Origin of the sequence: Desulfofundulus thermocisternus DSM 10259 (genome assembly GCF_000686645.1) — a bacterium.
Taxonomy (GTDB): domain Bacteria; phylum Bacillota; class Desulfotomaculia; order Desulfotomaculales; family Desulfovirgulaceae; genus Desulfofundulus; species Desulfofundulus australicus.
The window spans coordinates 303,585-328,203 of record NZ_JMLG01000001.1 but is presented as its reverse complement, the minus strand read 5'-3'; the positions used below and the strand labels follow the sequence as shown (position 1 = coordinate 328,203).

Genomic DNA, 24,619 nt, shown 5'->3' with positions numbered 1-24,619 from the left:
TTTTGCGAAAGGAGAGGTATGCCATGAAGGATACCCGTTCCATCGATCCGGCTTCCCTGCAGATGCTTAAAGTTGCCCGTGATGAAGGCCTGGAAACCGCCTGGGACCGTTACCTGGCCCAGCAGCCCCAGTGCGGTTTTGGGGAACTGGGGCTTTGCTGCCGGAACTGCAATATGGGCCCGTGCCGCATCGATCCCTTTGGTGATGGCCCGCAGAAGGGAGTTTGTGGAGCCACCGGCGACATTATTGTGGCGCGAAACCTGTTGAGGATGATTGCCGCCGGAGCGGCTGCTCACTCGGACCACGGCCGGGACATTGTCGAAACCCTTCGAGGTGTTGCCGCCGGGGAGATCAGGGACTATACCATTAAGGATGAGAGTAAACTCATGGCCCTGGCCCGGGAGTTTGGCCTGTCCACCGAAGGTGAGACGGTTCAGGTCATAGCTAAAAAACTGGCAGAAGCGGCGCTGGAGGAGTTCGGTACCAGGAAAGGCTACCTGCAGGGCATAAACCGGGTTCCCGTGAAGCGGAAGGAGATATGGGAAAAACTGGGCATCACCCCCCGCGGGATTGACCGGGAAGTGGTGGAAGCCATGCACCGCACCCATTTTGGCGTGGACAACGACCCGGCCAACCTAATTTTGCACGGCCTGCGCTGCAGCCTTTCCGACGGCTGGGGCGGCTCATTGCTGGCCACGGAGTTTTCCGACGTTTTATTCGGCACTCCCCGCCCGGTGAGGGGCAGGAGCAACCTGGGCGTCCTTAGTAAAGAGGCAGTGAATATTCTCGTACACGGCCACGAGCCCGTACTGTCGGAGATGCTGGTGGCGGCGGCAAAAGATCTGGATCTAATTTCCGCGGCCCGGGCTAAAGGAGCCAGCGGCATCAACCTGGTGGGGATGTGTTGTACCGGCAACGAAATTCTCATGCGCCACGGTGTTCCTGTGGCCGGCAATTTCCTTCAGCAGGAGCTGGCAATAATTACCGGTGCCCTGGAGGCGGTGGTGGTGGACGTGCAGTGCATCATGCCCGCCCTCGGCCAGCTGGCTGCCTGCTACCATACGAAGTTTATTTCCACCTCGCCCAAGGCAAAGTTCCCGGGCGCCCTTCATATACCATTAGATGAACACAACGCCCTGGAAACCGCCCGGAAGATTATCCTTCAGGCCATTGAAAATTATCCCAACCGGGACCAAAACCGTGTCTATATTCCTGAGGAGACCGCTGAATACGTGGCCGGTTTCAGTGTGGAGGCCCTTTTGAACGCCCTGGGCGGCACCCTCGACCCCCTCATCGAGGCGGTGAAAAACAAAAAGATCAGGGGAATTGCCGCTCTGGTGGGCTGCAATAACCCGAAAGTTACCCAGGACCACAGCCACGTGAACCTGGCAAAGGCCCTGATTGCCCGGGATGTGCTGGTGGTGGAAACGGGTTGCGCAGCCATTGCCAGCGCCAAGGCAGGGCTGCTCCTGCCGGAGGCGGCGGAACTGGCCGGCGCGGGCCTGGCGGAAGTTTGCCGGGCGCTCGGCCTGCCTCCTGTTTTGCACATGGGTTCCTGTGTGGACATCAGCCGGATTCTGACAGTTGCTGCAGCGCTGGCCAGAGAACTTGGCGTGGACATTGCCGACCTGCCGGTGGCCGGGGCGGCGCCCGAGTGGATGTCGGAAAAGGCGGTAAGCATCGGCGCCTATGTGGTTGCTTCCGGGATTTTCACCGTTCTGGGCACGGTACCTCCCGTTTTGGGGAGCAACGTGGTGGTGGATCTGCTCACCAGGCAGGCGAAAGATCTGGTAGGCGGCTATTTTGCGGTGGAAACAGACCCCTTCAAGGCAGCTGAGTTAGTCATCGCGCATATTGATGATAAACGGGCCGCTATGGGCATTTAGGGGGTGGGCAGGATGCCGAAAGAAGTTTTAATCCGTTACGACCGCTGCCTGGGCTGCCGCTCCTGCCAGCTGGCCTGTGCCGTGGCCCACTCCGGTGCCGGCAGCCTCCTGGGCGCCGTGTTGAACGGTGAAAGGCCCCGCGCCCGCATTTTCATCCACCAGGCGGGTGGGCACAAAGCCCCCCTGAACTGCCGCCACTGCCAGGACGCCCCCTGCATCGACGCCTGCATTGCCGGGGCCATGCACCGGCAGGAGGACGGTACCGTGACCAATGTAGGCGGCGACCAGCAGTGCACCGCCTGCTGGATGTGCGTCATGGTCTGCCCCTACGGCGTCATCCGCAGTGACGCCGACGGCACTCTGGCCCTGAAGTGCGACCGGGAGTGCCGGGACGAAAAAGGGGTGCCGGCCTGTGTCCGGGCCTGCCCCACCGGGGCTCTGGTCTACGACGAGGTGGACGAATACAGTGATAAGCGGCGTCTGGATGTCCTGAACCGCGCTTTGAGCAATCTATAGCTCCCAGTATGTGGAGCGGGGCTCTGTCGCCTTTAAAGCCGGGCCCGGTTTAGCACCGGCCCGGCTTTAAAGTTTAAATATCAATCAGGGTGGGGCCACCTTATTAGTAATAAGAAAAAATATTATTTCTAAGAAGGAATATTCCTGGCTCTGGCAAATATCATTAATCAGGTACCCGCTGGACAAAAAGGAGCAGGTTGTGGCGGGTATGACAGCAGTATTCCATCCAATCAATTGATAAAAAGGAGGTTGTGTTCCCCCAATGGGTGAAGGGTATTTCAAGCAGAGAAACGGTTTGATCGCGGTGGACATCATGGCCGCTTGCGGCGTGATGACTCCGGAACAATGGGCTGGCCTGGGCCAGGCAGCCCGGGAAAATAATGTGTTCCGGCTGAAGATGACCGCCCGCCAGACGGTGGTGGTTCTGCTGCCGGAGGAAAATGTGGAGAAGCTGGTGGCCGCCCTGGAGCCGCTGGGTTTGAAGGTGGCCCCCTTCGGCAAGGTGGTGCGGCCGGTGAAAGCCTGCCCGGGAAACCAGGATCTTTGCCCGCGGGCCATTGCCGATGCCCTTGGTCTGGGGATTGCGATTCAGGAGAAATGCGTGGGGCAGGAAGTGCCCAAGGATTTTAAAATTGCCGTGGCGGGGTGCCCCCGGGGCTGTACGGAACCCCAGTGTGCCGATTTTGGGGCCCGGGCTTCGGGTCAGAACCGGTTTGACGTTTTCATCGGCGGGCGGGGAAGTACGGTCAAGCCGGTCCACGGTGTTCCCCTTGCCCGCAAAGTCACGGCCGGGCAGGTAATGCAATTGCTGGATTTTGTGCTGGAACGCTACCGTAACCTGGCCCAGCCCCATGAGCGCCTCTGTCAAACCCTGGCCCGGGTTGGAGAAAACCAGTTCCAGCCTCCCGCGGAGCTGCTGGCGGCACCGGAAGAGGAGGCGTCTGAATTTGCCAGGTTTTTGCAGGGTGGGGGAGGTGGCAATTAAAAGATGGCGGTTAAGGTGGAAGAAATAAACCTGGCGGCTTTGGAAACACAGCTTGACCGTATCTGCCAGGGCTGTGACCTGTATAATTCCCCCGGTTGCAATCCGTCCCAGTGCCTGGTGGGGTTTGCCCGCAAAGTATTAAGCTTTGCTGCACAGAAGAAGCTCCTGGATATTCCCGGAGCCTCCAGGCTTCTTCCCGCTCAGGATTTTAAGCCCTACTACCCGGAACAGGTGGCCGGGGCCATTGCCGAGACCTGCCGCCAGTGCCGGCAGTGTCGCGACAACCATTCCCCCGATTGCGTGGTCGCCCTGGTGCGTACGGCCCTGGAAAGCGCTTTGCTGCAGGAAACCATTGATTATCCGGGCAGTACTTTCCTTTACCTGGCCCGGGTCAAGGAGCAGCACCCCCGGCTGGCCTCCCTGCTGGCCCGGGAGCTGCAGAAAGCAGGCAGTTGAGAAACTGATTTAAGGTAAAGTGAGGAAAAGATATGGTAACCAGCGGTGCAAAAGCTGGCCCGGCAGTCGGCAGATTCGGCTAAAGGAATTGCCGGGATGATTGAAAAAACAGGGAAGCTATAAAGAAAATGCAGGAAATTAACGATGACATTTATTAGAGGTGCTTTCTATGTTAGGAAAAGTGCTATGCCGGCTGGCTGCCGGGGGTAACCTGTCCCGCGTCCTCTTTTTTTCCATGATGATAATGGGAGTGCTTACCGGGGCGGTATTTCCCTTCTTCGTGGTGGCCCTGGGATTGTCCTCCGAAATGGTCTTCCGGCCGTCGTTCTGGGGGGCCTGCATACTGGCCGGATTGCTTCTGGGCGAGATTAATTTCCTCATTACCCGCATGGTGCTGGCCATGCCTCTGAAGAATCTGGCTGTTATGGCCGGGCGGGTGGCCGGCGGTGACCTGAGAGATGAGGGTAACCCGTTCTGCAGCCGGGAATCTTAAAGGCGGGGTGGCATAGTGAAAAAAGACGAAATCGGGCAATTAATCAACTCTTTTGAGCAGATGCGGAAGAACCTGGCCGGGCTGATCGGGGAACTGGCGGAAGAGGCCCGGCAGGCGTCGGAACTGGCCGAGCAGCTTTCCGGCGCCACGGAGCAGATCTCCCAGGGGGCCACGGAAACGGCCAGCGCGGCGGTTCAGATTTCCGCCAGCGTGGAGGAAGTGGCCGGGCGGGCGGAGACGGTGGCCCGAACGGCCCGCCGGGCTGCTTCCCTGGCCGCAGACGGCGGCCGGAAAATGGATGAGGTCAGCCGCCAGATCCAGGCCATGCACGACATTACCCGCCAGGCGGTGGAGCGGGTGGAGCGTTTCGCCCGCATGTCCGAGCAGATTGGAGAAATACTGGACATCATCCGGAACATTGCCGACCAGACCAACCTGCTGGCCCTGAACGCGGCCATTGAAGCTGCCCGGGCCGGGGAGCACGGCCGGGGCTTTGCCGTGGTGGCCGAAGAGGTGCGCAAGCTGGCAGAGAGATCGGCCTCTTCAGCCGAGGAAATAGGCAACCTGGTGTCCGCCATCCGGGAAGAGATCAGCGAGGTTACTGCCCTGATGGAAGGATCGGCCCGGGAGGCGGACCGGGGCCTGGCGGTGGTTGAGGAGGCCGGCACCGCCTTTAAGGAAATTTTAAGTGCGGTGCAGGAAGTGGATTCCCAGGTGGCCGATGTAGCGACGGCTTCCCGGCAGGTGTCGGAGGCGGTACAAAATATCGCCGCCTCCACCGAAGAGCAAAGCGCCCTGCTGCAGGAAACCGCCAGCAGCATCGCCACCCTTTCCGGCATGGCCGAGAAGTTAAAGGCCATGGCTGCCCGCTTTACGGTTTGAAGTGCCGATTTCAATGATATCCCCATCGTGCAGTTCGTCGGTGAAAGATGCTTCTTTTCCGTTGAGGGTCAGGGAGACGGGCGGTTTGAGCCCCCCGAGATCCAGGTCTATGTAGTTGAAGATATCGATGAAAATATAGCTGGAACGCCCCGTGAGGGTGACGGCTCTGCCGTTTACCATCACGGTGATGCCGCGGGCGGGTGCCGGGCCGGATATTTCCCCCGTTGTTTCCGGATCCGTGGCTAATGTCTCTGCGGCGTCCTGGTTATTCCGGGATTCTCCAGCAGCCGGGGCCCCTGGCCCCGGCTTAAACGTTGCCGGGTCAGCCGGCGGCCGGCGGCGGTCCTCCTCCCGGTGACGGCAGTCCACCCTGTCCCCGTCGTGCAGCCGGTAATCGGGGGAAACAGCCCGGCCGTTTACCAGCACCTCATATCTCCCCAGCTCCGCCGCGGGGACGCCCAGTTCCTCCGCCAGCCACTCCCCGAGGGGTTTTGCGGCGCAGATTTCCACCTCACTGTCCGGGGGGATTTCCCGGGATGGTTCGGCGGCCTGTCCGTTGATAAGGCAGCAGGCGGCCATTTTTACCGGCCTGTCGCTGACGTATACGGTGATGGTTTCCCCGGGTGGCAGGAGGTCGCCCGCTGTGGCCCGGGCGTCCGCGCCGTTTACGGCCGGATGAACCACAATCCGGTCCCCGTGGGACACCCGGGTCTGCATGTTGGCTTCGCGATCATTTACCAGTATCCTGGCCGGCCGGGAGAGCCCGCCGAAAATGACCTGGCGCCTGCCGTTCAAGGTAAAGGCCAGGTTTTTTCCGTTGTGCCCGATGAGCAGGCGGGGATTGAAACCGGTGAGGGCCAGCACATTTCCCACGGTAAATTCCCGGGCGTTGAAGAGCCGGTGCTCCACCCCGTTCACTATGATGTGGATGAAATCATGACCCAGTTTGCGTAAAGCAACCAGAGCAATGCCCGCCACCGTCACCCCCTCCGGCCCGGGGATCCGGTCCTCCCCCTCCACTGCCAGCACCTGACCTATGCTGCGCCGGTCCCGCAGGACCACCCTTTTTTTATCCAGCTCCAGCTCCCGGGCAATCTTTTCCGTCAGGCCGGGAACCTGGCTGCCGCCGCCCACGCAAAAGACCGAGCGCGGCGGTCGCCCCCCGTTCTGGGCCAGGATCTGGGCGCTGATTTCCCGGGCCAGCCGTTCCAGGGCCGGGTCAATTCGGTCCAGCAGCTCCTGGCAGGAAATGGTGCTTTCCAGGCCCACAATGTCTGTATAGTGGATATCACTGCCCCGGACCAGTTCCCTTTTCATGCGTTCGGCGGTATCAAAGTCCACCAGGCAGCTCTGGACAATTTCTTCGGTGATTTCGTCTCCGGCTACGGGGACCATGCCGTAGGCGGCGATAGCGCCGTCCCTGGTGATGGCGATGTCGGAGGTTCCGGCTCCAATATCCACCAGGGCCAGGTTTAACAGGCGGTAGTTTTCGGGAATAGCCGCTTCGATGGCGGCAATGGGTTCCAGAGTAAGGCTCAGGGGCTCCAGTTCCACCCGCTGGAGTACGGCATAGAGGCTGTTGACCACCGAGTCAGGCAGGAAGGTGGCCAGCACATCGGCACCAATGGTTTTGCCCCGGTGACCGATCAGGCTGGAGATGGGGTAACCATCCAGGTAGTAGGAAAGGATACTGTAGCCCACGCAGGCGAACTCCCCGGCGTGCAGGTTCGGGTCTGCCTCCAGCTCCCGGTGAGCCTGCTGGATGGCTGCCAGCTCCAGGGCGTTTACTTCCGGCCAGCCGATTTCCCGACCGCCGGTTTCCTGCTCAATGTGGCAGGAGCGGGTGATCAGGGAGCGCCCCGCGGCGGCAATGGCCACCTGGCGCAGGGGAAAACCCAGTTCCCCTTCCAGCTCTTCCTTCACTGTTTTTACTGCCCGGGCGACTCCGGGGATATCGTGGATCTGGCCGTCCAGCATGGTTCGCCGCTGGTGCTCCACCAGCCGTTGCGCCACCAGCCTGAGCCGGCCGTCCTCGGGGATGGCCACCAGCCCGATTACCGTGCGGGTACCGATGTCCAGGGCAAAAATGGTGTTATCGGGAGTAGCTTTCATACCCATGCTGCATACCTTCCCGTTTCACTGGAAATAGAACTGCTCTTATTACTTCTACCCCGTCGGGGAAGGTTCCTGCCCCGGCAGCCTGTTGTTCAGGAACTGTCCGGGCTGGCTGTGATCTTGTTCACTGCTGCCGGTCAGGAAAAGGTGCATAATGGCGGTGATTACTTGCTTACCTTTTGTTGCTAAAAAGCTGAGGCGATCCAGGGATGATGATGGGTAATCGCTGTACACGTTAAGCGTGAGTTAAGGGGGCTTAAGCCGTGAATCTTCCGCTGAACTTTCTAAAGATCTTTTCCACCGTTAAAAGACAGGTCAAAGCGGTTCTGCTGGTTGTTATCCTGGCAGCCCTTGGCCTGGTGGCAGGCACAAAGATTATGGCCCTGCGCCAGCTGCCGCCACCGGCACAGGCGGCGGGCGTGCCGGTGGAGACGGTGCCGGTTATCACCGGTACCATCACGGAGAGTCTGAGCTATACGGGGACCATTGAATCCGCCCACCGGGCGACCTGGCTTCCAAAGTAATGGCGGAAATTCGAACGCTTACGGTTAAAGAAGGAGACAGGGTGACCAGGGGCCAGGTTCTGGTAGTTTTAAACGATGAAGAATTAAAAGAACGCTTAAACCAGGCGGCAGCGTCGGTGGACCAGGCCAGAGCGGTTCTGGAACAGGCCGAGGGCGCCCTTTCCGTCAGCCGGACCAATCTGGAAAAGGCCGCGGCCAATTACAAACGCGGGCTGGAGTTGCTGGCCGCCGGAGCAGCAGGGCAAAAAGCAACGCTGTGCTATCCCGGGGGGCGGGAAACCACCTCGCAGGTTTCCCGGATTTACCCGGCAGAAGACCCCCTCACCCGCAGCACCATCGTGGAGGTGCCGGTTTCTTCTCCCGGAGTCAGGCCGGGGATGAGCGTGGAGGTTTCCTTTGTAGTCGGCCAAAGCGACGCAGGGGGAAAGGGCCGCCACCGCTGCTCCCGGTGGTGGCCTGTTTCGTCTCGAGCGTTTGAAGACGTTGCGGGCCCATGACCAGCTTTTAATCACTCTGGGTTCCGGGCTGCTTATCCTGCTGGGGCATCTGGCCGGCCGCCTGGGCTGGCCGGCGGTGTCCGGCGGGTTGATGGTGCTGGCTGCTCTCCTGGCCGGCCACCGGGTGGCCGCATCGGCCTGGAAATTCGGGGGGCGGTGAGCATTGCCGACGAGATCAGGGAAGAAGCAAGGGGCCTGGTGGCCCGGTTAAAAGCTGCCGGGGTACGCAGGGTAGTCATGTTTACCGGTGACAACCAGCGGGTGGCCCGGGCCGTAGCCCGGGAACTGGGGATCGACGAATACCGGGCGGAGGTTTTGCCGGAAGGGAAAGTGGAAACTATCCGCCGTTTGAAGCAGGAGGGCCTGGTGGTGGCCATGGTGGGGGACGGGATCAATGACGTCCCGGCCCTGGCGGCTGCCGACGTGGGCATAGCTATGGGTGCGGCGGGTACCGATGTGGCCATGGAGACGGCGGATATTGTCCTCATGTCCGACCGCCTGGATAAACTGCCCTATGCCATCGGCCTCAGCCAGCAGACCCTGAAAAATATCCAGCAGAACGTCACCTTTGTCATTCTGGTGGTGGGTGTCCTGTTGCTGGGCGTCCTGGGCAAAAAAGTGGTGCTGGCCTCCGGCATGTTGATTCACGAAGCCAGCGTATTGCTGGTCATCCTGAATGCCATGCGACTCATGGGTTACCGGAGCGGGTGAAGACCCTAAGAAAAGGAGCCATTGCGTTGCCTTACCACCCCGTTTCGGGGGGATCTGGTTTTCAGTATTGGGATGTGGTATGTTGGGCCCGTCATTATTTAACAGTGACGTAGATCATTGTTCCGGTTAAGAGGTGTGGTAAACTAGAAATGTAATCATTACTTTAAACCTGGGAGCTGGTTATGGTGAGTATAAGTTCGTACCCTTCACCCGGCATGGAAAAACGGGATGTGGAGCTGCCGTATATAGTTGTTTATTTGCGCAAAATGCGCGGCGGCAGGCGTACCGTTCCCCAGTCCGTCCCTTCATGGAAAGAGCTTCTCGTTTCCTGGTTTGGTGCCTTTTCCGGTATCGGGGTGGTGGCCGCCCTGTCCCTGGTTTACCATATGCCCCTGATTGTGCCCTCCTTCGGGGCGTCGGCCCTGCTGATCTATGGTTTGCCCGATGCCCCTCTGGCCCAGCCCCGGAATGTCATTGGCGGGCATATTATTTCGGCCATATGCGGCGTAACGGTTTACGCCCTCTGCGGCCTGACCTGGTGGTCCGCGGCGCTGGCCGCCTCCCTGGCCGTGTTGCTCATGCTCATTACCAGAACCGCTCACCCGCCGGGAGGTGCCACTGCTCTGGGAGCAGTGCTGGCGGGAGCTTCACCCCTGTACATACTTACGCCTATAGCCCTGGGCGCCGTTATCCTGGTGCTGGTGGGGCTAATCACCAACAACCTGCTGCCGGAAAGAAAATACCCGAAATACTGGTTTTAAATATGATTGATTAACCAAAATGAGAGGGGTGGCAAAAATGAGCAACAGGCCGGTGGTTATCCTGGAGGATGTGGAAGCCGCCCTGCGGCAAACGGGGAAGGTGATGGATATTACCCCGGAAGATTTGCTGGCCCTCATCGGCCTGACCCTGGAGCAGGCGGAAAAACGCCAGAGCACTTTTGAGGGCAAACAGTGGATTGGGGAAATAATGACCGTGCCGGTGACCACGTGTTTTCCGGACACAACCATTGAAGAGGCGGCCCGTATTCTGCTGGAAAAGAATATTCACTGCCTCCCGGTGGTTGACCGGGAGGGCGGACTGGTGGGGATCGTTACCGAGTCGGATCTTATTTTCCAGTTTTCCGCGGTTCCCGCCGGTGGTTCTCTCCTGCACCTGCTCAGGCGCAAAAAATTACCGAAGTCCGGGCGTACTATCGGGGAAATTATGATTGAGAGGGTGGTCACCGTTCACCCGGACGACCCCATTCAGAAGGCTGTACGTTTAATGATCAAATACGGTTACGGGAGAATTCCCGTGGTGGATGGGGACAACAGGGTGGTGGGCATCGTTGCCCGCAAGGACATCCTGCATTTCCTGAAATGATGCGGGTGGGATGATTATGCGGGGTAGTTTGAGCCGGAAGTTTATGATCCGGATCACCGCAATCCTGCTTTTAATTACCGGCATAAACCTTGGGCTGGATTATTACGAGCAGAAAAATCAGATCCTGCAGGAGTTAAAGGAAAAGTCGCAGGTGATTACCGGCCAGCTTCTGGCCACCCGGGAATTTATCGCCCGCAACCAGGACCGCATCAATTACGATTCCCGGGGCCATTTTGAATTCAAGGGCCTTAACCCGGCGGCGGTGGGGCGGGGTGTGGGGGAGATATTCAACCGGTCCACCGGTTACCAGATCAAGCAAACACGCCTTAATCCCCGCAGTCCCGGGAATGCTCCCGATGCTTTTGAAGTAAAAGGGCTGAGAGTGCTGGCTGAAAATCCCTTATTAACAGAGTATTACGGCTTTGATGAGCTTAATGGGGAAAGGGTTTTCCGGTATATGGTACCCCTGCGGGTGGAGGAATCCTGCCTGCAGTGCCACGGCCGTGCGCCTGGGGGAAGGGGAACTCGATGTTACGTTACCCAGCCTGGGGAACGGTACGGAGATCGGCCAGCTGGCCGCCCGGTTTCAATGGATGGCCCGGCAGTTGCATGATCTGTGTGCCGGTCTGGAGCAAAAGGTCCGCGAGCGTACGGCCCAGCTGCAGGAGGCCAATGAACTCCTTGAGCGGCAGCGGCAGGAGCTGGAGAAAGCCAACCAGGAGCTATCCCGGGCCAGCGAAATGAAATCCCGCTTCCTGGCCGGGATGAGCCACGAAATGCGTACACCCCTTACGTCCATATTTACCAGGCCGCCAATTCCAGGACACATAAATACGGTGGTTCCGGCCTGGGACTGTCCCTGGCCAGGGAACTGGTGGAACTGCACGGAGGATACATCAGTGCCGCCAGCAAGCCGGGAGAGGGCAGTACCTTTACCATTTACCTTCCCTTAACCCGGATACCGCAGGGTGGGGTTATCCCTGCCGGCAAGGGTTTTGTTTCGGATCCGGTTAGCACTTAAGGCCGGACGACAAACCATCACTTTCCGGTTTTGCGTCGGGAGTAACTTCTCCTTTCTGTTTCGCCTGCTTTTCGCCCTTTTATGCGTGAATCTTCTTGCCTGTTCATTCAACCGGCTGCACATGTTAAAATCAACTACTTTTCCTTCCCCGCAACAGATCAAAAAAAGCAACCTGGAACAGTTACCCCTGGTTCACCGCTTCACCCTGCGGGCCGGGGATAAACCGGTAGAAGATCTTCTGGCGGATTTTTTCCGCCGGCGCCGTTTTTCCATACGCAAATTTCATGAAGGTGCCACCACCTGGCTCTACGCCAGCCGGGGAAGTGCGGGCCCCTGGTTCAGCTTCGGGCTGCACATCTCCCTGGTGTTAGTGGTGGCCGGCTTTGCCTGGGGGGGAGTGGCCCGGTCGGAAACCCGAGTGGTCCTTCCCGTGGGCGAGCAGGCGGAAGTGGTCACGGGTTCCCACCAGTCTACCGGAGTGGACCGCTTTACCATCAGGCTGGATGACTTTACCACCCTTTACGATGCTAGCGGGGCCATTGACAACTGGGTGAGCAGGGTGACCATCATAAACAATGGCCGGGAAATGCTAGCCTTTAAAGTTACCTTCGGAGCCTACCTGGGGGCAGCAGTTCTTTATCTGGCCGACTTCTGGACGGACAGGCCCGCCGCTGCCCGCTGGGCTACGGCTTTGGCCTGGCTGGGCTTGTTGAGCAATACCGCTGCCCTGGGTGCCCGGATTGCCGTTACCGGCAGGCTGCCCCTGGCCAACCTTTACGAGTACGGGTTGTGCTTTGCCTGGGGGATCATGCTGGGTTACCTGCTGCTGCAATTGAAAATAAGAGTTAGAGGGCTGGGGGTGTTTGCGGCCCTGATAGGCTTCCTGGTGATTGCCCTGATATCCCTGCTGCCCCGGGAGACCGGCGACCTGATGCCGGCCCTGCGCAGCAAATGGCTGACCTATCATGTTCTGACAGCCATTGTAGCCTACAGTGCTTTTGCCCTCTCCTTTGCCGGGGCGGTGCTTTACCTCATTGCCAGCGGGGATTCTCCCCTGCTTGCCGGCCTGCGCCGGCACCTGCCGGATCGGGAGTTCCTGGACCGGCTGATATACCGGGCAGTGGTTGTCGGGTTGCCTTTCCAAACATTGTTGATTATCACCGGAGCCATCTGGGCCCAGTATGCCTGGGGTGCTTACTGGAGCTGGGACCCCAAGGAAACCTGGTCCCTGATAACCTGGCTGGTATACGCCGCCTACCTTCACGCCCGGTTTGTTCTGGGCTGGCGGGGCCGGCCGGCAGCCTACCTGGCGGTGGCCGGTTTTTATAAGGGCTCGGAGCCCAGGGATAAATTAAGTGAATATCCGTTCCAGCTGGTATTGCTGGACGGCTGGGGCATGGGGGTGGAATTTAACGAACCCCGGGGCCACGTCTACATGCTCAAGGACCAGCTGGATGTGGATCCGTCCCGGCGCAAGGCAGGGGGGGTATGCCTTTCCTGCAAGTCCCCCTATGCGCCGCAATTGAAGGAGCAAATGGGCCTGGCTTACTTCCAGGAGCCTTATGACCGGGTGCACGCCATGATCCCGGAAAATCATGCGGAGCTGGGGTTGTCCTGCATCGATTGCCATGACCCGGCCAGTATGGATTTGAAGTTAAGCCGCTGGTTTATGGATGATGCATTAAAGGCCCTGGGGAAAGATCCGGCGAGCTTGACCAGGCAGGAAAAGCGCACCCTGGTTTGCGCCCAGTGCCACAACACCTATGTCATTCCCAAAGATAAGAACATGAAATCCACGGGCCTCTTCCTACCCTGGCAGGAGTCTGAATGGGGCAAGATCACCATTGAAGATATTGAAAGTGTTATTAAATCCGACCCGGCCAATTTGGAATGGAAGAATAACCCCACCGGCATCAAGCTGGGGCACATCCGCCACCCCGAGTTTGAACTTTATTCCAACGGCAGCGTGCACTGGCGGGCAGGGGTGGCCTGCGCCGATTGTCACATGCCCTACGAGCGGGTAGGCAACAGCAAGATTTCTTCCCACCACGTGCAGAGCCCGCTGAAGGATAATATGAGGGCCTGCACCCAGTGCCATAACCAGGATCCGCAGTGGCTGCGGGAGCAGGTAATATTGATTCAGGACAGGGTAAACAACTTGTATACCCGGGCCGGCAATGCTGCCGCCCAGGCGGCCAAGGCCATAGAACTGGCCAATAAAACTTCCGGTGTGGACCGGCAGCTCCTGGACCAGGCCAAGCGGTTTTATGAAAAGGCCTACTACCGGGTGACCTTTATAGGCGCCGAAAACAGCATGGGCTTCCATAACCCGGAAGAAGCCCTGCGCGTCCTGGGCGACGGTCTTTACTACGCCGACCAGGCCCTGATGAAAGCCCGGGAAGCCCTGGTGAAAGCGGGGGTGGAAGTGCCGGATAAATTTGACCTGGAGTTATCAAGGTACGCTAAGCGGGGTACCAAGGAGGTTCCCTACAGGCCGGAACAAAACCTGGAATTTACCTTTGACGGGACGAAATAAGCAGCTCCCCCATTACGGGGGAGCTTATTTCTTTATGCAGCATCCCGGTTCGGGGTTTTGCGACTTAATTGGTCAGGCTCTGGATGGGGGCAGGGATGCGGCCTCCCCGGCGCACAAAGTTGTCCGCGGAATAGGGGTGCACCGCCATTACCGGCGCTTCTCCCAAAAGCCCGCCAAAGGTAACTTTATCCCCCACCTTTTTCCCCGGGGCCGGAATGATGCGGACCGCGGTGGTTTTATTGTTGATCACACCAATGGCCACCTCGTCGGCAATAATGGCGGCGATGGTTTCCGCACTGGTATCCCCGGGAACGGCAATCATGTCCAGGCCTACCGAACAAACGCAGGTCATGGCCTCCAGCTTGTCCAGGGAAAGGGCACCCTCCTCCACGGCCCGGATCATCCCCGCGTCTTCGCTGACCGGGATAAAGGCTCCCGACAATCCGCCCACGTAAGAGGAGGCCATAGCCCCTCCTTTTTTAACGGCATCGTTTAACAGGGCCAGGGCGGCGGTGGTGCCGTGGGTGCCGCAGCGTTCCAGGCCCATGGCTTCCAGGATTTCCGCCACGCTGTCTCCCACTGCCGGGGTGGGGGCCAGGGACAGGTCTACAATGCCAAAAGGTACACCCAGCCGTTCTGCTGCCAGCCGGCCAACCAGTTCCCCCATGCGGGTAATTTTAAAGGCCGTCTTTTTCACCGTTTCCGCCAGTGTTCCGAAATCCGCGTTGCCCACCCGGGCGACGGCGTTTTTAACCACTCCCGGTCCGGATACCCCTACGTTGATGGTGCATTCGGGCTCCCCGATTCCATGAAAAGCTCCGGCCATAAAGGGATTGTCCTCGGGGACGTTGCTGAAAACCACCAGTTTGGCGCAGCCCAAACCACCCTGTTCCGCTGTCCGCGCGGCGGTTTCTTTAATCACCCGGCCCATCAGGTAAACGGCATCCATATTTATACCCGCCCTGGTGGTAGCTACATTTACCGAGGCGCAGACCCTTTCGGTGCCGGCCAGGGCGGCGGGGATGGAGTTGATCAGTACCCGGTCGCCGCCGGTAAAGCCTTTGTGTACCAGGGCTGAAAAGCCGCCGATAAAGTTTACCCCTACGGCGGCCGCGGCGGCATCCAGGGTAAGGGCGTATTCCACGTAATCTTCTTGATGGCTGCATTCGGCAATCAGGGAAATGGGGGTGACGGAGATCCGTTTATGCACGATGGGAATGCCGTATTCCCGGCTGATTTCTTCTCCTACCGCAACCAGCCTGCTGGCCAGGCGGGTGATCTTATTATAGATTTTACGGCATGCCGTCCTGGGATCCGGGTCCGCGCAGTTTCTCAGGCTGATGCCCATGGTAATGGTGCGAATGTCCAGGTTTTCTTCCTGGACCATCTTGATAGTTTCCATAATTTCTGCCAGGGTAAGCATGGCATTATTTCTCCTTCGTTTCTTATTCACTAAATCCTGTGCATAAAGCGGAAGGCGTCCTCATGCTGGGCGTCGATTTGCACTCCCAGTTCGGAACCTTTTGCCGCCAGGCGCTCTTTTAAAGTGGCCAGGTCAATATAACTTTTTTCCATATCGGCAATCATGATCATGGCCAGGAATTCCTGCAGGATGGTCTGGCTGATGTCCAGGATATTGATATTGTTTTCGGCCAGCACCTGGGCCACCCCGGCGATAATGCCCACCCGGTCGGGCCCCAGGACGGTGACGATAATCCGGTTTTTCTTTGGCTCCTGTACGTACATATGGACTACTTCCTTTCTGTGGGCTCGTCAGATGACTGTTTGGCTTTAAAAGTTTTTACCATTGGCCAGCTATTGTACCTTTTCTTTACCAAAGAGAAAAGGCCCGGGAGGCCGGCATCATACCGGATAACCCTTTTCGGTCACGAGCATTTCCAGCCACCGTTTGAAATAGATGGGCAGGATGAAATTCTTCTTCACATGTTCCCTGGCATTTTGCCCCAGCTTTTCTGCCAGGGAGGGATCGCGCAGGATTCTAACCACTGCCCGGGCCATTTCTTCGGTGCTGGCTGCGGCCAGCCCGGTTAGCCCGTTTATTATCTGCACCGTAATACCGCCAACGGGGGAAGCCACGACAGGGCGTGATTTCCACATGGCTTCGGTTACGGTCAAACCGAAGCCCTCCCGTACCGATTTCTGGACCACCACCGCCGCAACCCGCTGCAGGACATTGATCTCCAGATCGCTGGTGGGAGGAAGCTCCAGAATTATGATATCCGGGTCGTGGGCAGCTTCTTCCCGCAATTCCTGGAGAACCTGGATGCCTTCAGGATCATCGGTGGCCCCGCCCCCTGCCAGCACCAGGCGGCAGGGTACTTCCTGACGGATAAGACGGAAGGTCTGCACAACTCCCAGCGGGTCTTTGAGGCGGTCAAACCGGGAAATTTGCACCACCAGGGGTAAATCCAGAGGTATATTCAGCCGCTCTATTACTGCGGCAATCTCAGAAGGAGTTACCTCCCGGTTTTTTTCCGCCAGGGGGTCGATGGCCGGGGGCATAATGTACTGGCGGTGGCCCAGGTTCCTGGCATAGGCAGGGATGTGGTAAATGGAGGCGTCGCAAAGCCTGGCCCAGGGGCTTAAAAAATCCCACACTTCCCTGCTTACGTCCACCGGGTCAATGTGGCAGTACCACAACCAGCGGCCGGGATGGCCGGGACGGATTTCAGCCAGCCCCAGGGGCTGCTGGTCATGGAGAATGATAAAGTCCGCCCGGGGATCTACCAGGTCGTAATTTTCCCGTGATATCCGGCGGTAGACATCCAGCATGGGAGGAGTTACGTCAACAGGTACCCCGTGAAAAGCATTATGGAAGGTTTTGGTTACCCGGAAAAAATCTTCATCTCCCTTAATGACGTCCCAGCGTACCTCCAGGCCTGCCTCCTGCATCATGGGTACGAGGCGTTTCAAAATTTCGGCCACCCCGCCGCCGGTAAGGGTAGAATTGATGTGCTGAACCCTGCAACCTGCGAGCCGCCGGGCCAGTTCATAGATTTCTTCGATAAGTTGCTCACCGGCAACAACCTGATAATCCATTATCCTGGTCATATTTACCTAATTCCCCCGCATCTCATTTGAAGTCCTTCCTGAACCCTTAGTATATTCATCCGGTGTATATTTTTCTCCTTTTCACGGTGTTAAATTGACTCCGGGTGCTCTTAATCGTTCTGCAGGCCGGCCAGCAGGGCCGGGCCGGCGCTTGTACCCAGCCTGGCGGCCCCGGCTGCAATCAGAGCCAGGGCCTGTCCGGTGGTACGAATGCCCCCCGATGCTTTCACGCCCATTTCCGGTGGGAGGTTTTTCCGCAGGAGCTCGACGTCGTCCACGGTAGCTCCGGCGGGACCAAAACCGGTGCTGGTCTTCACAAAATGGGCGCCTGCCTGCCACGCCAGCCGGCAGGCGGTAATTTTTTCTTCACGGTCTAGATATCCCGTTTCAATGATTACCTTGACCAGCCCACCGGGCAAAAGGGCGGTCACTGCCTCCACCACTCCCCGGATATCGGCCACGACCAGGTCGTGGTTTCCTTCCTTCAAAGCGCCGATATTTATGACCATGTCCACTTCCCTGGCCCCGTTATTTATGGCCTCTTCAGCCTCTTTCTTTTTTACGGATGGCGTGGTTGCCCCCAGGGGAAAGCCAATCACCGTGCATACCGCCACGCCGGAACCGGCAAGCATTTTTGCGGCACATTCTACATGGACGGGATTAACACATACGGCGGCGAAACCTTCAGCCATCGCCTCAATACAAAGTTGCCGGATGTCCCGGGTGGTGGCTGTGGGTTTAAGCAGGGTATGATCAATCATGGCGGCCAGCTGGTTTCTGGTCAACCGCCAACCCCCCCCCTTGTGAAATTACTGTTATCTAAGTGAACGGGTGTCGGGGAATTACTGGTTGCCTGTTGTTACCGTGGTTTCTATTTTAAGCTGCCTTTGCAGCAGGTTTAACAGCAGGCTCAAGGCCAGCCCTATTGCCAGCGTGCTTACCAGCACCAGGGTGGTATTAAATTGCAGCCAGGCCACCAGGTATGCTGTGGCAATGACAATGGAAAGGATCATGAGGGGAAAAGCTACTTTAAAGAAACCCAGGAAGCTGATGGGCGTACCCCTCTTTTCAGCCATGCCCACCACTACCACGTTGGCCGAAGCACCGATGATGGTACCGTTGCCACCCAGGCAGGCTCCCAGGGAAAGGGACCACCACAGGAAATTGAGGTTTTCGATACCTCCCAGGCGGCCCATGTCCTGAATTAAAGGAATCATGGTCGCCACAAAGGGGATGTTGTCCACAAAGGCCGAGGCCAGGGCCGAAAGCCAGACAATCAAAAGGCCCGCCGGCAGGAGTTCTCCCCCGGTAACCTCCAGGGCAAAATGGGCGATGGTTTCAATGACCCCTACTTCTTCCAGCGCTCCCACCAGGGCAAACAGGCCGATAAAGAAGAAGATAACCGGCCATTCTACGGCGTGCAGGGCATGTTCCGGGTCGGAACGGGTGATTACCAGCAACAGGGCCGCCCCGGCCATGGCGATCACCGAGCTCTCCAGGTGCAGGAACTGGTGCAGGGCAAACCCGGCAATGGTTAAACCCAAAACCCAGAGGCAGGGTTTCAGCAACGCGGCGTCTTTAATTTCGTCCCATTCATTAAGCTCCAGGATACTTTTTTGATTCTCAGGGTTTGTAACCAGGTCCCGGCGGTAAATGAGGCGCAGGATGAAAATGGTTGTAACATAAATTACAACCACCACCGGGGTAAGGTTAATCACAAAATCCATAAAGCCGAGCCCTACGGCGCTGCCAATCATGATGTTGGGCGGGTCTCCGATCAGGGTTGCCGTTCCCCCAATGTTGGAAGCAATAATTTCAGAAATTAAGAAGGGCAGGGGACTTACCTTTAGTTTGTGGGCGATGGCAAATGTAACGGGCACGATGAGGAGTACCGTGGTCACATTGTCCAGCAGGGCAGAAAGTACGGCCGTGACCAGGGCAAGGGCGGCCAGAATGCGCAGGGGCTCCCCCCGGGCCATTTTGGCCGCCTTGATGGCCAGGTACTCAAAGATCCCCGTTTCACGGGTAACGCCCACGATAATCATCATGCCCGTTAAAAGGCCGATGGTATTCCAGTCGATGTAATGGACGGCCAGTTCCGGGGTAATAATGCCGGCCAGTATGACTATCGCCGCACCGCAAAAAGCAGCCACGGTACGGTGAATCTTTTCCGAAATAATTATAGCATAGGTAAGTAAAAAGACGGACGTAGCTAAAATAACCTGCGTTTGAGGGGTCAAATTTCCCATCTCCTTTCTTTCATATTGTTTCGACAATCGTCCGGTCTTACTACGTTTAAGGAAACCACCTCCGTTGAGCACAAGGATGTGACTAATTTCAGGCAAAGTTAAAGGGGGGTAGTCAAGTGACTACCCCCCCCGGCAGTCGGTACCGTTGCAGCCTGGCGATCATAGTCCTGGAAAGGACCTTAGACCCATGGCTTTAGCGTCCCGGGCTTTCACCCGGTTTGCCCAACCCGAAAGTACCAGAATTTATTTAATTTGACTATTAGGCATAGTTAATTATAGTACAAATCCCTCGTTTAGACAATAGAGGTATAATTGGTTTTAATTATATTTTTTATAAATGCAGGTTTTTCTCCGGGAATGTAGAAGATCGTGCAAATAAGGATTGCTTGGGGAGGTTAAGGCCAGTATGAAAATACTTCTGGCCGTGGATGGTTCGGAGAATTCACTGCGTGCAGCCAGGACGGCTTTGCGTTTGAGCAAACTTAATCCCGGAGTTTCGGTAACAGCATTATATGTGGGGCCTTCCTGTTATAAAATTTTTCCCGAGCCGGGGTCGTGCACGTGGTTGCAGCAAAAAGAACTGGATCAGGAAATAGAGGCCCGGGCGGAAAAGGTCTTTGCCGCCGTAGAAGAAATATTTCAGGCAGAAGGCCTGACCGTAAACAAAGCAGTGGAGCGGGGAGATGCAGCCGAGGCTATCTGCCGCCTGGCTGCGGAAGGGTGTTTTGATCTCATTATCATTGGCAGCCGTGGCTTTGGTGATCTCAAGTCGCTGTTTCTGGGCAGCGTAAGCCACAAGGTGCTGCATCTGGCCCCCTGCCCGGTAATGGTGGTCAGGTAAGAGCAGGGTATAGATTCATCCGGTAAGTGTGTGGATTTACGCGCACACGTATATAATTATAATTAAAACTTTATCGCCATCCCTTGAGGAGGGGAATTCATGTCCACGATACTTTCCCTGGTGAGGGGTCGTTACTCCGTCCGCCATTACCGGCCGGATCCGTTGCCGGAGGCATTGCTGGATCAGCTCCTGGAGGCGGCCCGCTGGGCCCCGTCGGCGGGTAACCTGCAACCCTGGTTTTTTTACGTGGTTACCCGGCAGGAAAAGAAAGAAGCTCTGGCCCGGGCAGCTTTAAACCAGCGCTTCATTACCCAGGTTCCCGTGGTGATCGTGGTTTGTGCCGAGCCGGAACGTTCGGCCCGGGTTTACGGTGAACGGGGGCGTAAGCTTTACTGTATTCAGGACACGGCTGCCGCCATCCAGAATATCCTGCTTACCGCTAGCGCCCTGGGCCTGGGAACCTGCTGGGTGGGAGCTTTTAACGAGGACCAGGTGAGGGAATGCCTGGAGATTCCCCCGCAGTTCAGACCGGTGGCCATTATCCCCGTGGGTTACCCGGCCGATGATCCGGCCCGCCGGCCAAAGAGAAGGGAACTAGAAGATATTGTTAGTTATATTTAGTAGATATATTACCAGATGGCATTAACCGCCCTGCCATTCATCCTCCTGCGGATGATCTGCTCTCTTTTGATGGACGGTATATTTTCCGTGGAAATAAAAATGAGGCTGCCGGTGGGACAGGCGGTAACGCAGGCCGGTTCGAGACCGGCGTCAAGGCGATCCTTGCAGTAATCACATTTTACAACCACCCCTTTTTCTTCGTCCCATTGGGGGGCGCCCCAGGGGCAGGCCATGATGCAACTCTGGCAGCCCACACATAGTTCCTGGTCGATAAATACGATACCGTCGCTGGGGCGTTTCTGAACGGCCCCCACCGGGCAGGCCTGGACGCAGAAAGGGTCTTCACAATGGCGGCAGGTTGTGAAAACATACTTTGCCATGATCCGGCCGTTTCTGGTGGCAGGACCCGCCGTAATAATTTTTCCAGGCCTGGGTCCTGTGGCGAGCCCCTTATTAATCTTGCACTGCACCTCGCAACTGCGGCAGGAAATGCATTTTTTTTCGTCCTGGAAGAGGGAGTAATTGCTCATCATTATGCTCCTTTCTTTTTTTTGCCTGTTCCTGTTGACCGGGGTAGTGGTAAACGCTGCATACCGGCTGCAGCCCATATCTTAATTTAACTATAGTTCGATATGTTGTATTAGAAAACCTTCTTGGAAGCATTATTTAATTTAATTAAAAAATAAATTTCAAAGTTTTGATGGATATGGCTGAAAAGGCAAAAAAAATAAACCCCCAGCCGGGGTTTTTAAATTCTTGACAATCATTATTTTACATTATCCATCGGGCCAGCTTGTCTGGATTGACAATGCTGATGGTCCTTCCTTCATAGACGATGCTTTTTTCCTGTTTGAAGGTATTCAAAAGGGTGGTTACTGTCTGCCTGGAAGTGCCCACCATATTGGCCAGCTCCTCGTGGGTAAGCTGAACACCCAGCTTGATGCCGTTTTTGGTTTCCACGCCGCAGCGCTCACCCATTTTTAAGAGGGTCAGGGCCAGGCGTCCGGGAGCCTGCCAGCAGACCATTTCATGAATAATCTGTTCTGCTTCCCGCATGCGAACACCCAGCAACTTGGCCACTTTTATGGCCAGGAAAGGGTGGGCCCCCATCAGTTCTTCAAATTTATTCTTGCGTAAAACCACCAGGCTGACGTTACTGATGGCCCCGGCAAAGCAGGTGCGTTCTCCTCCCCATAGCGCTTCGGCCAGGCCCATCAATTCTCCCGGGCTGCGTATGCTGCCCACGGTAACACGGCGACCATCGGCGTTCAAGCGATAGATTTTTACCCATCCGCTTTCCACCAGGTAAACTCTATCGGCAGGATCGCCGGCGGCAAAAATAACGTGTCCCTTGGGGTAATGCACCGTAAATCCCGCCTGGCGTATAATCGCCTTTTCCACCTCATTTAAGGCCGCAATTTCCACGTGTTGCAGTGGCATATCCCTGTCCCCCCTGTAAAAAGGGTTTTTCTCCACTTAAAACTTTCTAGAAAATTCTTGGTTTTTTTAACAACTATTTATAAGAAAAGTTAATACGTTTATCATTTATTATATTTCTATTTATTTATCCCTGTCAATGGTTGATGTAAGAATGGGTTTAATTATGCTGGTAAATAGCAGCCAGAGCAGGATAGAATTGGGCGATACAAAACAATATGAAAATATTATCGCAATATGTCAATAGAATGACACCGGGGGTGTCTGCAGGATGACTTTAATTATGTCATCTATCCGACATTGGCTTTTTATTATGTCGATTATATTTAATTATGTATAATCCCAGCACGGTTGTTTGAGGAGGTGAGTTGTTTGAATTTATAATGAGGAGGTGGGCATCAAGTTAGGCTGAACATTTTGGGGCTGTATTTTATAAACCGGTTGATTTGCTTTTTTACCACCAGTAAGGATGTATGATGAACTTATTAAGGGTATTTTAAATTCATCTCTTGATTTTGGGGGAGGATTAAATGAAAAAGGGAATTGTCAATAAAATTGCCCTGGTTACCCTGCTGCTGATGCTGGCAATTCTGGTTTTAGGTGCCAGCGGAGTGGGAGCACAACAGGGTTCCCAGCCACAGCTGGTGGGAAGCGACCTTGGCTTGAAGGGAAAACTGGGGGAAGCCATAGCCAATGCCCCGGTGGGTACGGGCAAAGGGGAGATTGACCCCAATGCACCCAGGGGGGCTTTCGGCATCCCCGGAGCGCCCCAGATTAATTACCTGGTGGCCATCCTGTGGGCCATCTGGGTGGGCTGGATCTTCTCCACTGTGGGCGCCTTTGGCGGCATCATGGCCGGGGTAGGTCATATGACCGTTTACGGTTTGGGTGACTATATCAAGACCTTTAAGAACACCGCGCCCCAGGTTAACAAGCTACTAACAGACAGCATCCGCACCTCCAACCAGTTTCTGGTTGGTTTGTCATCCCTGCTGAGCACCATTAACTACCTGAGGGCCAAGCGTCTGGCCTGGCCCCTGGGTCTGGCCCTGGGGGTAGGTTCCATTGTGGGCGCCGTGGCCATCCCTGCCCTGACCGGCGGCAAGGTCAGCTTTAGCCAGTATCAGGGCTGGTTCGGGCTGTTTGTCTTCGTGGTGGGCGGTGTCCTGTTGTATGAGACGACCCCCCGGGGGCAGGCCAGCAAGAAGGCAGCCAAAGAAGCGGCCAAAGCTTTTGAGCAAAGTATTAAGGAAAAGAAGGACGAAGCTTCCCAGGGGATCAAAGTTACCCAGTGGGGACTTACTGAAACCAGGTTCACCTTCTTCGGTGTGGAATTTAAGTTCAATCCCATCTGGGCTTTTGTGGGCGGCGTAGTAATTGCGGCTATTTCAGCCTTCCTGGGCGTGGGCGGCGGTTTCTTATATGTACCCTACCTGACCAGTATTGTGGGCCTGCCCATGTTCGTGGTGGCCGGGACTTCGGCTATGGCCGTGCTGGTGAGCATGCTGACCAGTATCACCACCTACATCACCGTTGCCGGTGCCGCCATGGACTGGGGTATGATCGGCGTGGAATTGATCGGCGTATTTATCGGTTCCATGATCGGCCCGCGTACCCAGAAGTATATCCCGGATATCTGGCTGAAGAGATTGTTTGTGGTGCTGGCGCTGTACGTGGGACTTCGGTACTTCAGCAGAGGCTTCTTCGGTCAATCATGGGTACCTTAATATGCATATCCCAGGTTCCCCGGGTTACTCCCGGGGAACCTGGAGCCACTAACTGTTATAAACGGGGGCTTGATTATGGGCCTTTGGGAACTGGTGGATAAGGTATTGATAATATTTTATAAAATCAGCGGCCATCCGGTTTTTGATTATTTTCTGGGCACCTTCCTGCTGGCGCTCCTGGCGGTGGTCGTTGGTGAATTTACCATATCCCTTGTCTTCCTGGTGAACAAAAACCACCTGGACCGGCTGAATATCCAGCTGGCCAACCTGCAACAGCTGTCCATGCTGGCCTTAAAGCTGGGGGATAAGAAAAGTTACGATGCCTGTAATAAGGAAGCCAACGATACCTTCGGCCGGGTCTTTTTTAACATGGTTGGCCTGTCGGCAGCCGCCCTGTGGCCGGCTTTCTTTGCCCTGGCCTGGATGCAGCTTCGTTTTACCGGCATAGAGTTTCCCATCCCCTTTACCGGTCTGGCTGTAAATTACGTTTTTACTTTTATAATTTGCTACATCCTGGCCCGCATGTTTTTCGGTCGGGTAAAAAACCGGCTACCCTACTTCCGGGGCATACACCGGATGCTGATGGAATATGAGAAAAGTTCTGCCCCTAAAATTTCTTAGAAAAAGGCAAACCATAAACTCACAATATTTTTACATCAAATATTTTTACATCAAACTTTTAAAG

At 56.3% G+C, this 24,619-nt stretch carries 27 protein-coding genes, 1 pseudogene and 1 riboswitch; of the genes and pseudogenes, 20 read left to right on the top strand and 8 right to left on the bottom strand.

What is annotated here, in order from left to right:
• Positions 1 to 23 precede the first annotated feature (23 nt).
• The 6 genes from cooS to BR83_RS14760 all read left to right on the top strand — a co-directional run bounded on the left by cooS (position 24) and on the right by BR83_RS14760 (position 5,218).
• Positions 24 to 1,886: an anaerobic carbon-monoxide dehydrogenase catalytic subunit gene (cooS, locus tag BR83_RS0101750; RefSeq protein ID WP_027355632.1), complete on the top strand. Its 1,863-nt coding sequence runs from the start codon at positions 24 to 26 to the stop codon at positions 1,884 to 1,886.
• Between the two features lie 12 nt (positions 1,887 to 1,898).
• Positions 1,899 to 2,402, top strand: coding sequence for a 4Fe-4S dicluster domain-containing protein (locus BR83_RS0101745; protein WP_027355631.1), 504 nt, complete (start codon positions 1,899 to 1,901; stop codon positions 2,400 to 2,402).
• 262 nt (positions 2,403 to 2,664) lie between these two features.
• Positions 2,665 to 3,387: an NAD(P)/FAD-dependent oxidoreductase gene (locus tag BR83_RS0101735; RefSeq protein ID WP_027355630.1), complete on the top strand. Its 723-nt coding sequence runs from the start codon at positions 2,665 to 2,667 to the stop codon at positions 3,385 to 3,387.
• Positions 3,388 to 3,390: 3 nt separating this feature from the next.
• The gene (locus BR83_RS0101730; protein ID WP_027355629.1) at positions 3,391 to 3,843 is read left to right on the top strand and encodes a hypothetical protein; all 453 of its coding nucleotides are present in this window, start codon (positions 3,391 to 3,393) and stop codon (positions 3,841 to 3,843) included.
• A gap of 169 nt (positions 3,844 to 4,012) precedes the next feature.
• The gene (locus BR83_RS16290; protein WP_051617726.1) at positions 4,013 to 4,336 is read left to right on the top strand and encodes a hypothetical protein; all 324 of its coding nucleotides are present in this window, start codon (positions 4,013 to 4,015) and stop codon (positions 4,334 to 4,336) included.
• Positions 4,337 to 4,351: 15 nt separating this feature from the next.
• On the top strand, positions 4,352 to 5,218 hold the full coding sequence (locus BR83_RS14760; protein ID WP_051617725.1) for a methyl-accepting chemotaxis protein: 867 nt from the start codon (positions 4,352 to 4,354) through the stop codon (positions 5,216 to 5,218).
• Here BR83_RS14760 and BR83_RS14755 read toward each other — a convergent pair.
• Complete coding sequence (locus BR83_RS14755) at positions 5,186 to 7,336, bottom strand: cell division FtsA domain-containing protein (protein ID WP_051617724.1); 2,151 nt, start codon at positions 7,334 to 7,336, stop codon at positions 5,186 to 5,188. The two genes, BR83_RS14760 and BR83_RS14755, sit on opposite strands and share 33 nt — an antisense overlap.
• 260 nt (positions 7,337 to 7,596) lie before the next feature.
• Between BR83_RS14755 and BR83_RS17370 the strand changes: the two genes are divergently transcribed.
• The 10 genes and pseudogenes from BR83_RS17370 (at position 7,597) to ccsB (ending at position 13,987) form a co-directional block, all read left to right on the top strand.
• Entirely contained in the window at positions 7,597 to 7,857 is a 261-nt protein-coding gene (locus BR83_RS17370) for a hypothetical protein (RefSeq protein ID WP_027355628.1), read from the top strand.
• Positions 7,858 to 7,898: 41 nt separating this feature from the next.
• Positions 7,899 to 8,354, top strand: coding sequence for an efflux RND transporter periplasmic adaptor subunit (locus BR83_RS17365; protein ID WP_027355627.1), 456 nt, complete (start codon positions 7,899 to 7,901; stop codon positions 8,352 to 8,354).
• Positions 8,332 to 8,514, top strand: coding sequence for a hypothetical protein (locus BR83_RS17070; RefSeq protein ID WP_157832943.1), 183 nt, complete (start codon positions 8,332 to 8,334; stop codon positions 8,512 to 8,514). The genes BR83_RS17365 and BR83_RS17070 overlap by 23 nt, the downstream gene beginning before the upstream one ends.
• On the top strand, positions 8,511 to 9,065 hold the full coding sequence (locus BR83_RS0101700; protein WP_027355626.1) for an HAD-IC family P-type ATPase: 555 nt from the start codon (positions 8,511 to 8,513) through the stop codon (positions 9,063 to 9,065). Before BR83_RS17070 ends, BR83_RS0101700 begins: the two co-directional genes overlap by 4 nt.
• A 182-nt stretch (positions 9,066 to 9,247) precedes the next feature.
• Complete coding sequence (locus tag BR83_RS0101695) at positions 9,248 to 9,826, top strand: HPP family protein (protein WP_051617723.1); 579 nt, start codon at positions 9,248 to 9,250, stop codon at positions 9,824 to 9,826.
• 37 nt (positions 9,827 to 9,863) lie between these two features.
• The gene (locus BR83_RS0101690) at positions 9,864 to 10,430 is read left to right on the top strand and encodes a CBS domain-containing protein (protein WP_027355624.1); all 567 of its coding nucleotides are present in this window, start codon (positions 9,864 to 9,866) and stop codon (positions 10,428 to 10,430) included.
• Positions 10,431 to 10,446: 16 nt separating this feature from the next.
• Positions 10,447 to 11,043 (top strand): Tll0287-like domain-containing protein, encoded by a 597-nt coding sequence (locus BR83_RS17500; RefSeq protein WP_027355623.1) that lies wholly within the window; start codon positions 10,447 to 10,449, stop codon positions 11,041 to 11,043.
• Positions 10,934 to 11,203: pseudogene (locus BR83_RS17820) on the top strand (HAMP domain-containing protein); the annotation flags it as partial. The gene BR83_RS17500 and the pseudogene BR83_RS17820, both read left to right, overlap by 110 nt.
• Positions 11,155 to 11,451 carry an ATP-binding protein gene (locus BR83_RS17815; protein ID WP_084327028.1) on the top strand — a complete coding sequence of 99 codons (297 nt, stop codon included), beginning with the start codon at positions 11,155 to 11,157 and terminating at the stop codon, positions 11,449 to 11,451. The pseudogene BR83_RS17820 and the gene BR83_RS17815, both read left to right, overlap by 49 nt.
• A complete protein-coding gene (ccsB, locus tag BR83_RS17485; protein WP_278244187.1) occupies positions 11,399 to 13,987 on the top strand; it encodes a c-type cytochrome biogenesis protein CcsB in 2,589 nt (862 codons plus the stop codon). Before BR83_RS17815 ends, ccsB begins: the two co-directional genes overlap by 53 nt.
• A gap of 64 nt (positions 13,988 to 14,051) precedes the next feature.
• On the opposite strand, the gene BR83_RS0101665 is transcribed toward ccsB, so the two are convergent.
• From BR83_RS0101665 to BR83_RS0101645, 5 genes are all read right to left on the bottom strand, one after another.
• A complete protein-coding gene (locus BR83_RS0101665; RefSeq protein ID WP_027355621.1) occupies positions 14,052 to 15,410 on the bottom strand; it encodes a PFL family protein in 1,359 nt (452 codons plus the stop codon).
• Positions 15,411 to 15,439: 29 nt separating this feature from the next.
• The gene (locus BR83_RS0101660; protein WP_027355620.1) at positions 15,440 to 15,733 is read right to left on the bottom strand and encodes an ACT domain-containing protein; all 294 of its coding nucleotides are present in this window, start codon (positions 15,731 to 15,733) and stop codon (positions 15,440 to 15,442) included.
• 117 nt (positions 15,734 to 15,850) lie between these two features.
• Positions 15,851 to 17,059 (bottom strand): glycosyltransferase, encoded by a 1,209-nt coding sequence (locus BR83_RS0101655; protein ID WP_027355619.1) that lies wholly within the window; start codon positions 17,057 to 17,059, stop codon positions 15,851 to 15,853.
• Between the two features lie 110 nt (positions 17,060 to 17,169).
• Positions 17,170 to 17,844: a deoxyribose-phosphate aldolase gene (deoC, locus tag BR83_RS0101650; protein WP_027355618.1), complete on the bottom strand. Its 675-nt coding sequence runs from the start codon at positions 17,842 to 17,844 to the stop codon at positions 17,170 to 17,172.
• 57 nt (positions 17,845 to 17,901) lie between these two features.
• Positions 17,902 to 19,299, bottom strand: a complete 1,398-nt coding sequence (locus tag BR83_RS0101645) for an ArsB/NhaD family transporter (protein WP_027355617.1) — start codon at positions 19,297 to 19,299, stop codon at positions 17,902 to 17,904.
• A gap of 152 nt (positions 19,300 to 19,451) precedes the next feature.
• Positions 19,452 to 19,541, bottom strand: a riboswitch (cyclic di-GMP riboswitch).
• Positions 19,542 to 19,714: 173 nt separating this feature from the next.
• Here BR83_RS0101645 and BR83_RS0101640 point away from each other — a divergent pair.
• Positions 19,715 to 20,149 carry a universal stress protein gene (locus BR83_RS0101640; protein ID WP_027355616.1) on the top strand — a complete coding sequence of 145 codons (435 nt, stop codon included), beginning with the start codon at positions 19,715 to 19,717 and terminating at the stop codon, positions 20,147 to 20,149.
• Positions 20,150 to 20,248: 99 nt separating this feature from the next.
• Positions 20,249 to 20,770, top strand: a complete 522-nt coding sequence (locus tag BR83_RS0101635; RefSeq protein ID WP_027355615.1) for a nitroreductase family protein — start codon at positions 20,249 to 20,251, stop codon at positions 20,768 to 20,770.
• 8 nt (positions 20,771 to 20,778) lie between these two features.
• Here the strand turns inward: BR83_RS0101635 and BR83_RS0101630 are convergent, their stop codons facing one another.
• Both BR83_RS0101630 and BR83_RS0101620 read right to left on the bottom strand, forming a co-directional pair.
• Positions 20,779 to 21,300 (bottom strand): 4Fe-4S dicluster domain-containing protein, encoded by a 522-nt coding sequence (locus tag BR83_RS0101630; RefSeq protein ID WP_027355614.1) that lies wholly within the window; start codon positions 21,298 to 21,300, stop codon positions 20,779 to 20,781.
• 241 nt (positions 21,301 to 21,541) lie between these two features.
• Positions 21,542 to 22,210, bottom strand: a complete 669-nt coding sequence (locus BR83_RS0101620) for a Crp/Fnr family transcriptional regulator (protein ID WP_027355613.1) — start codon at positions 22,208 to 22,210, stop codon at positions 21,542 to 21,544.
• A 527-nt stretch (positions 22,211 to 22,737) separates the two neighbouring features.
• Here BR83_RS0101620 and BR83_RS0101615 point away from each other — a divergent pair.
• The gene (locus tag BR83_RS0101615; protein ID WP_027355612.1) at positions 22,738 to 23,934 is read left to right on the top strand and encodes a sulfite exporter TauE/SafE family protein; all 1,197 of its coding nucleotides are present in this window, start codon (positions 22,738 to 22,740) and stop codon (positions 23,932 to 23,934) included.
• Positions 23,935 to 24,009: 75 nt separating this feature from the next.
• Positions 24,010 to 24,555 carry a hypothetical protein gene (locus BR83_RS0101610; protein WP_027355611.1) on the top strand — a complete coding sequence of 182 codons (546 nt, stop codon included), beginning with the start codon at positions 24,010 to 24,012 and terminating at the stop codon, positions 24,553 to 24,555.
• Positions 24,556 to 24,619 lie beyond the last annotated feature (64 nt).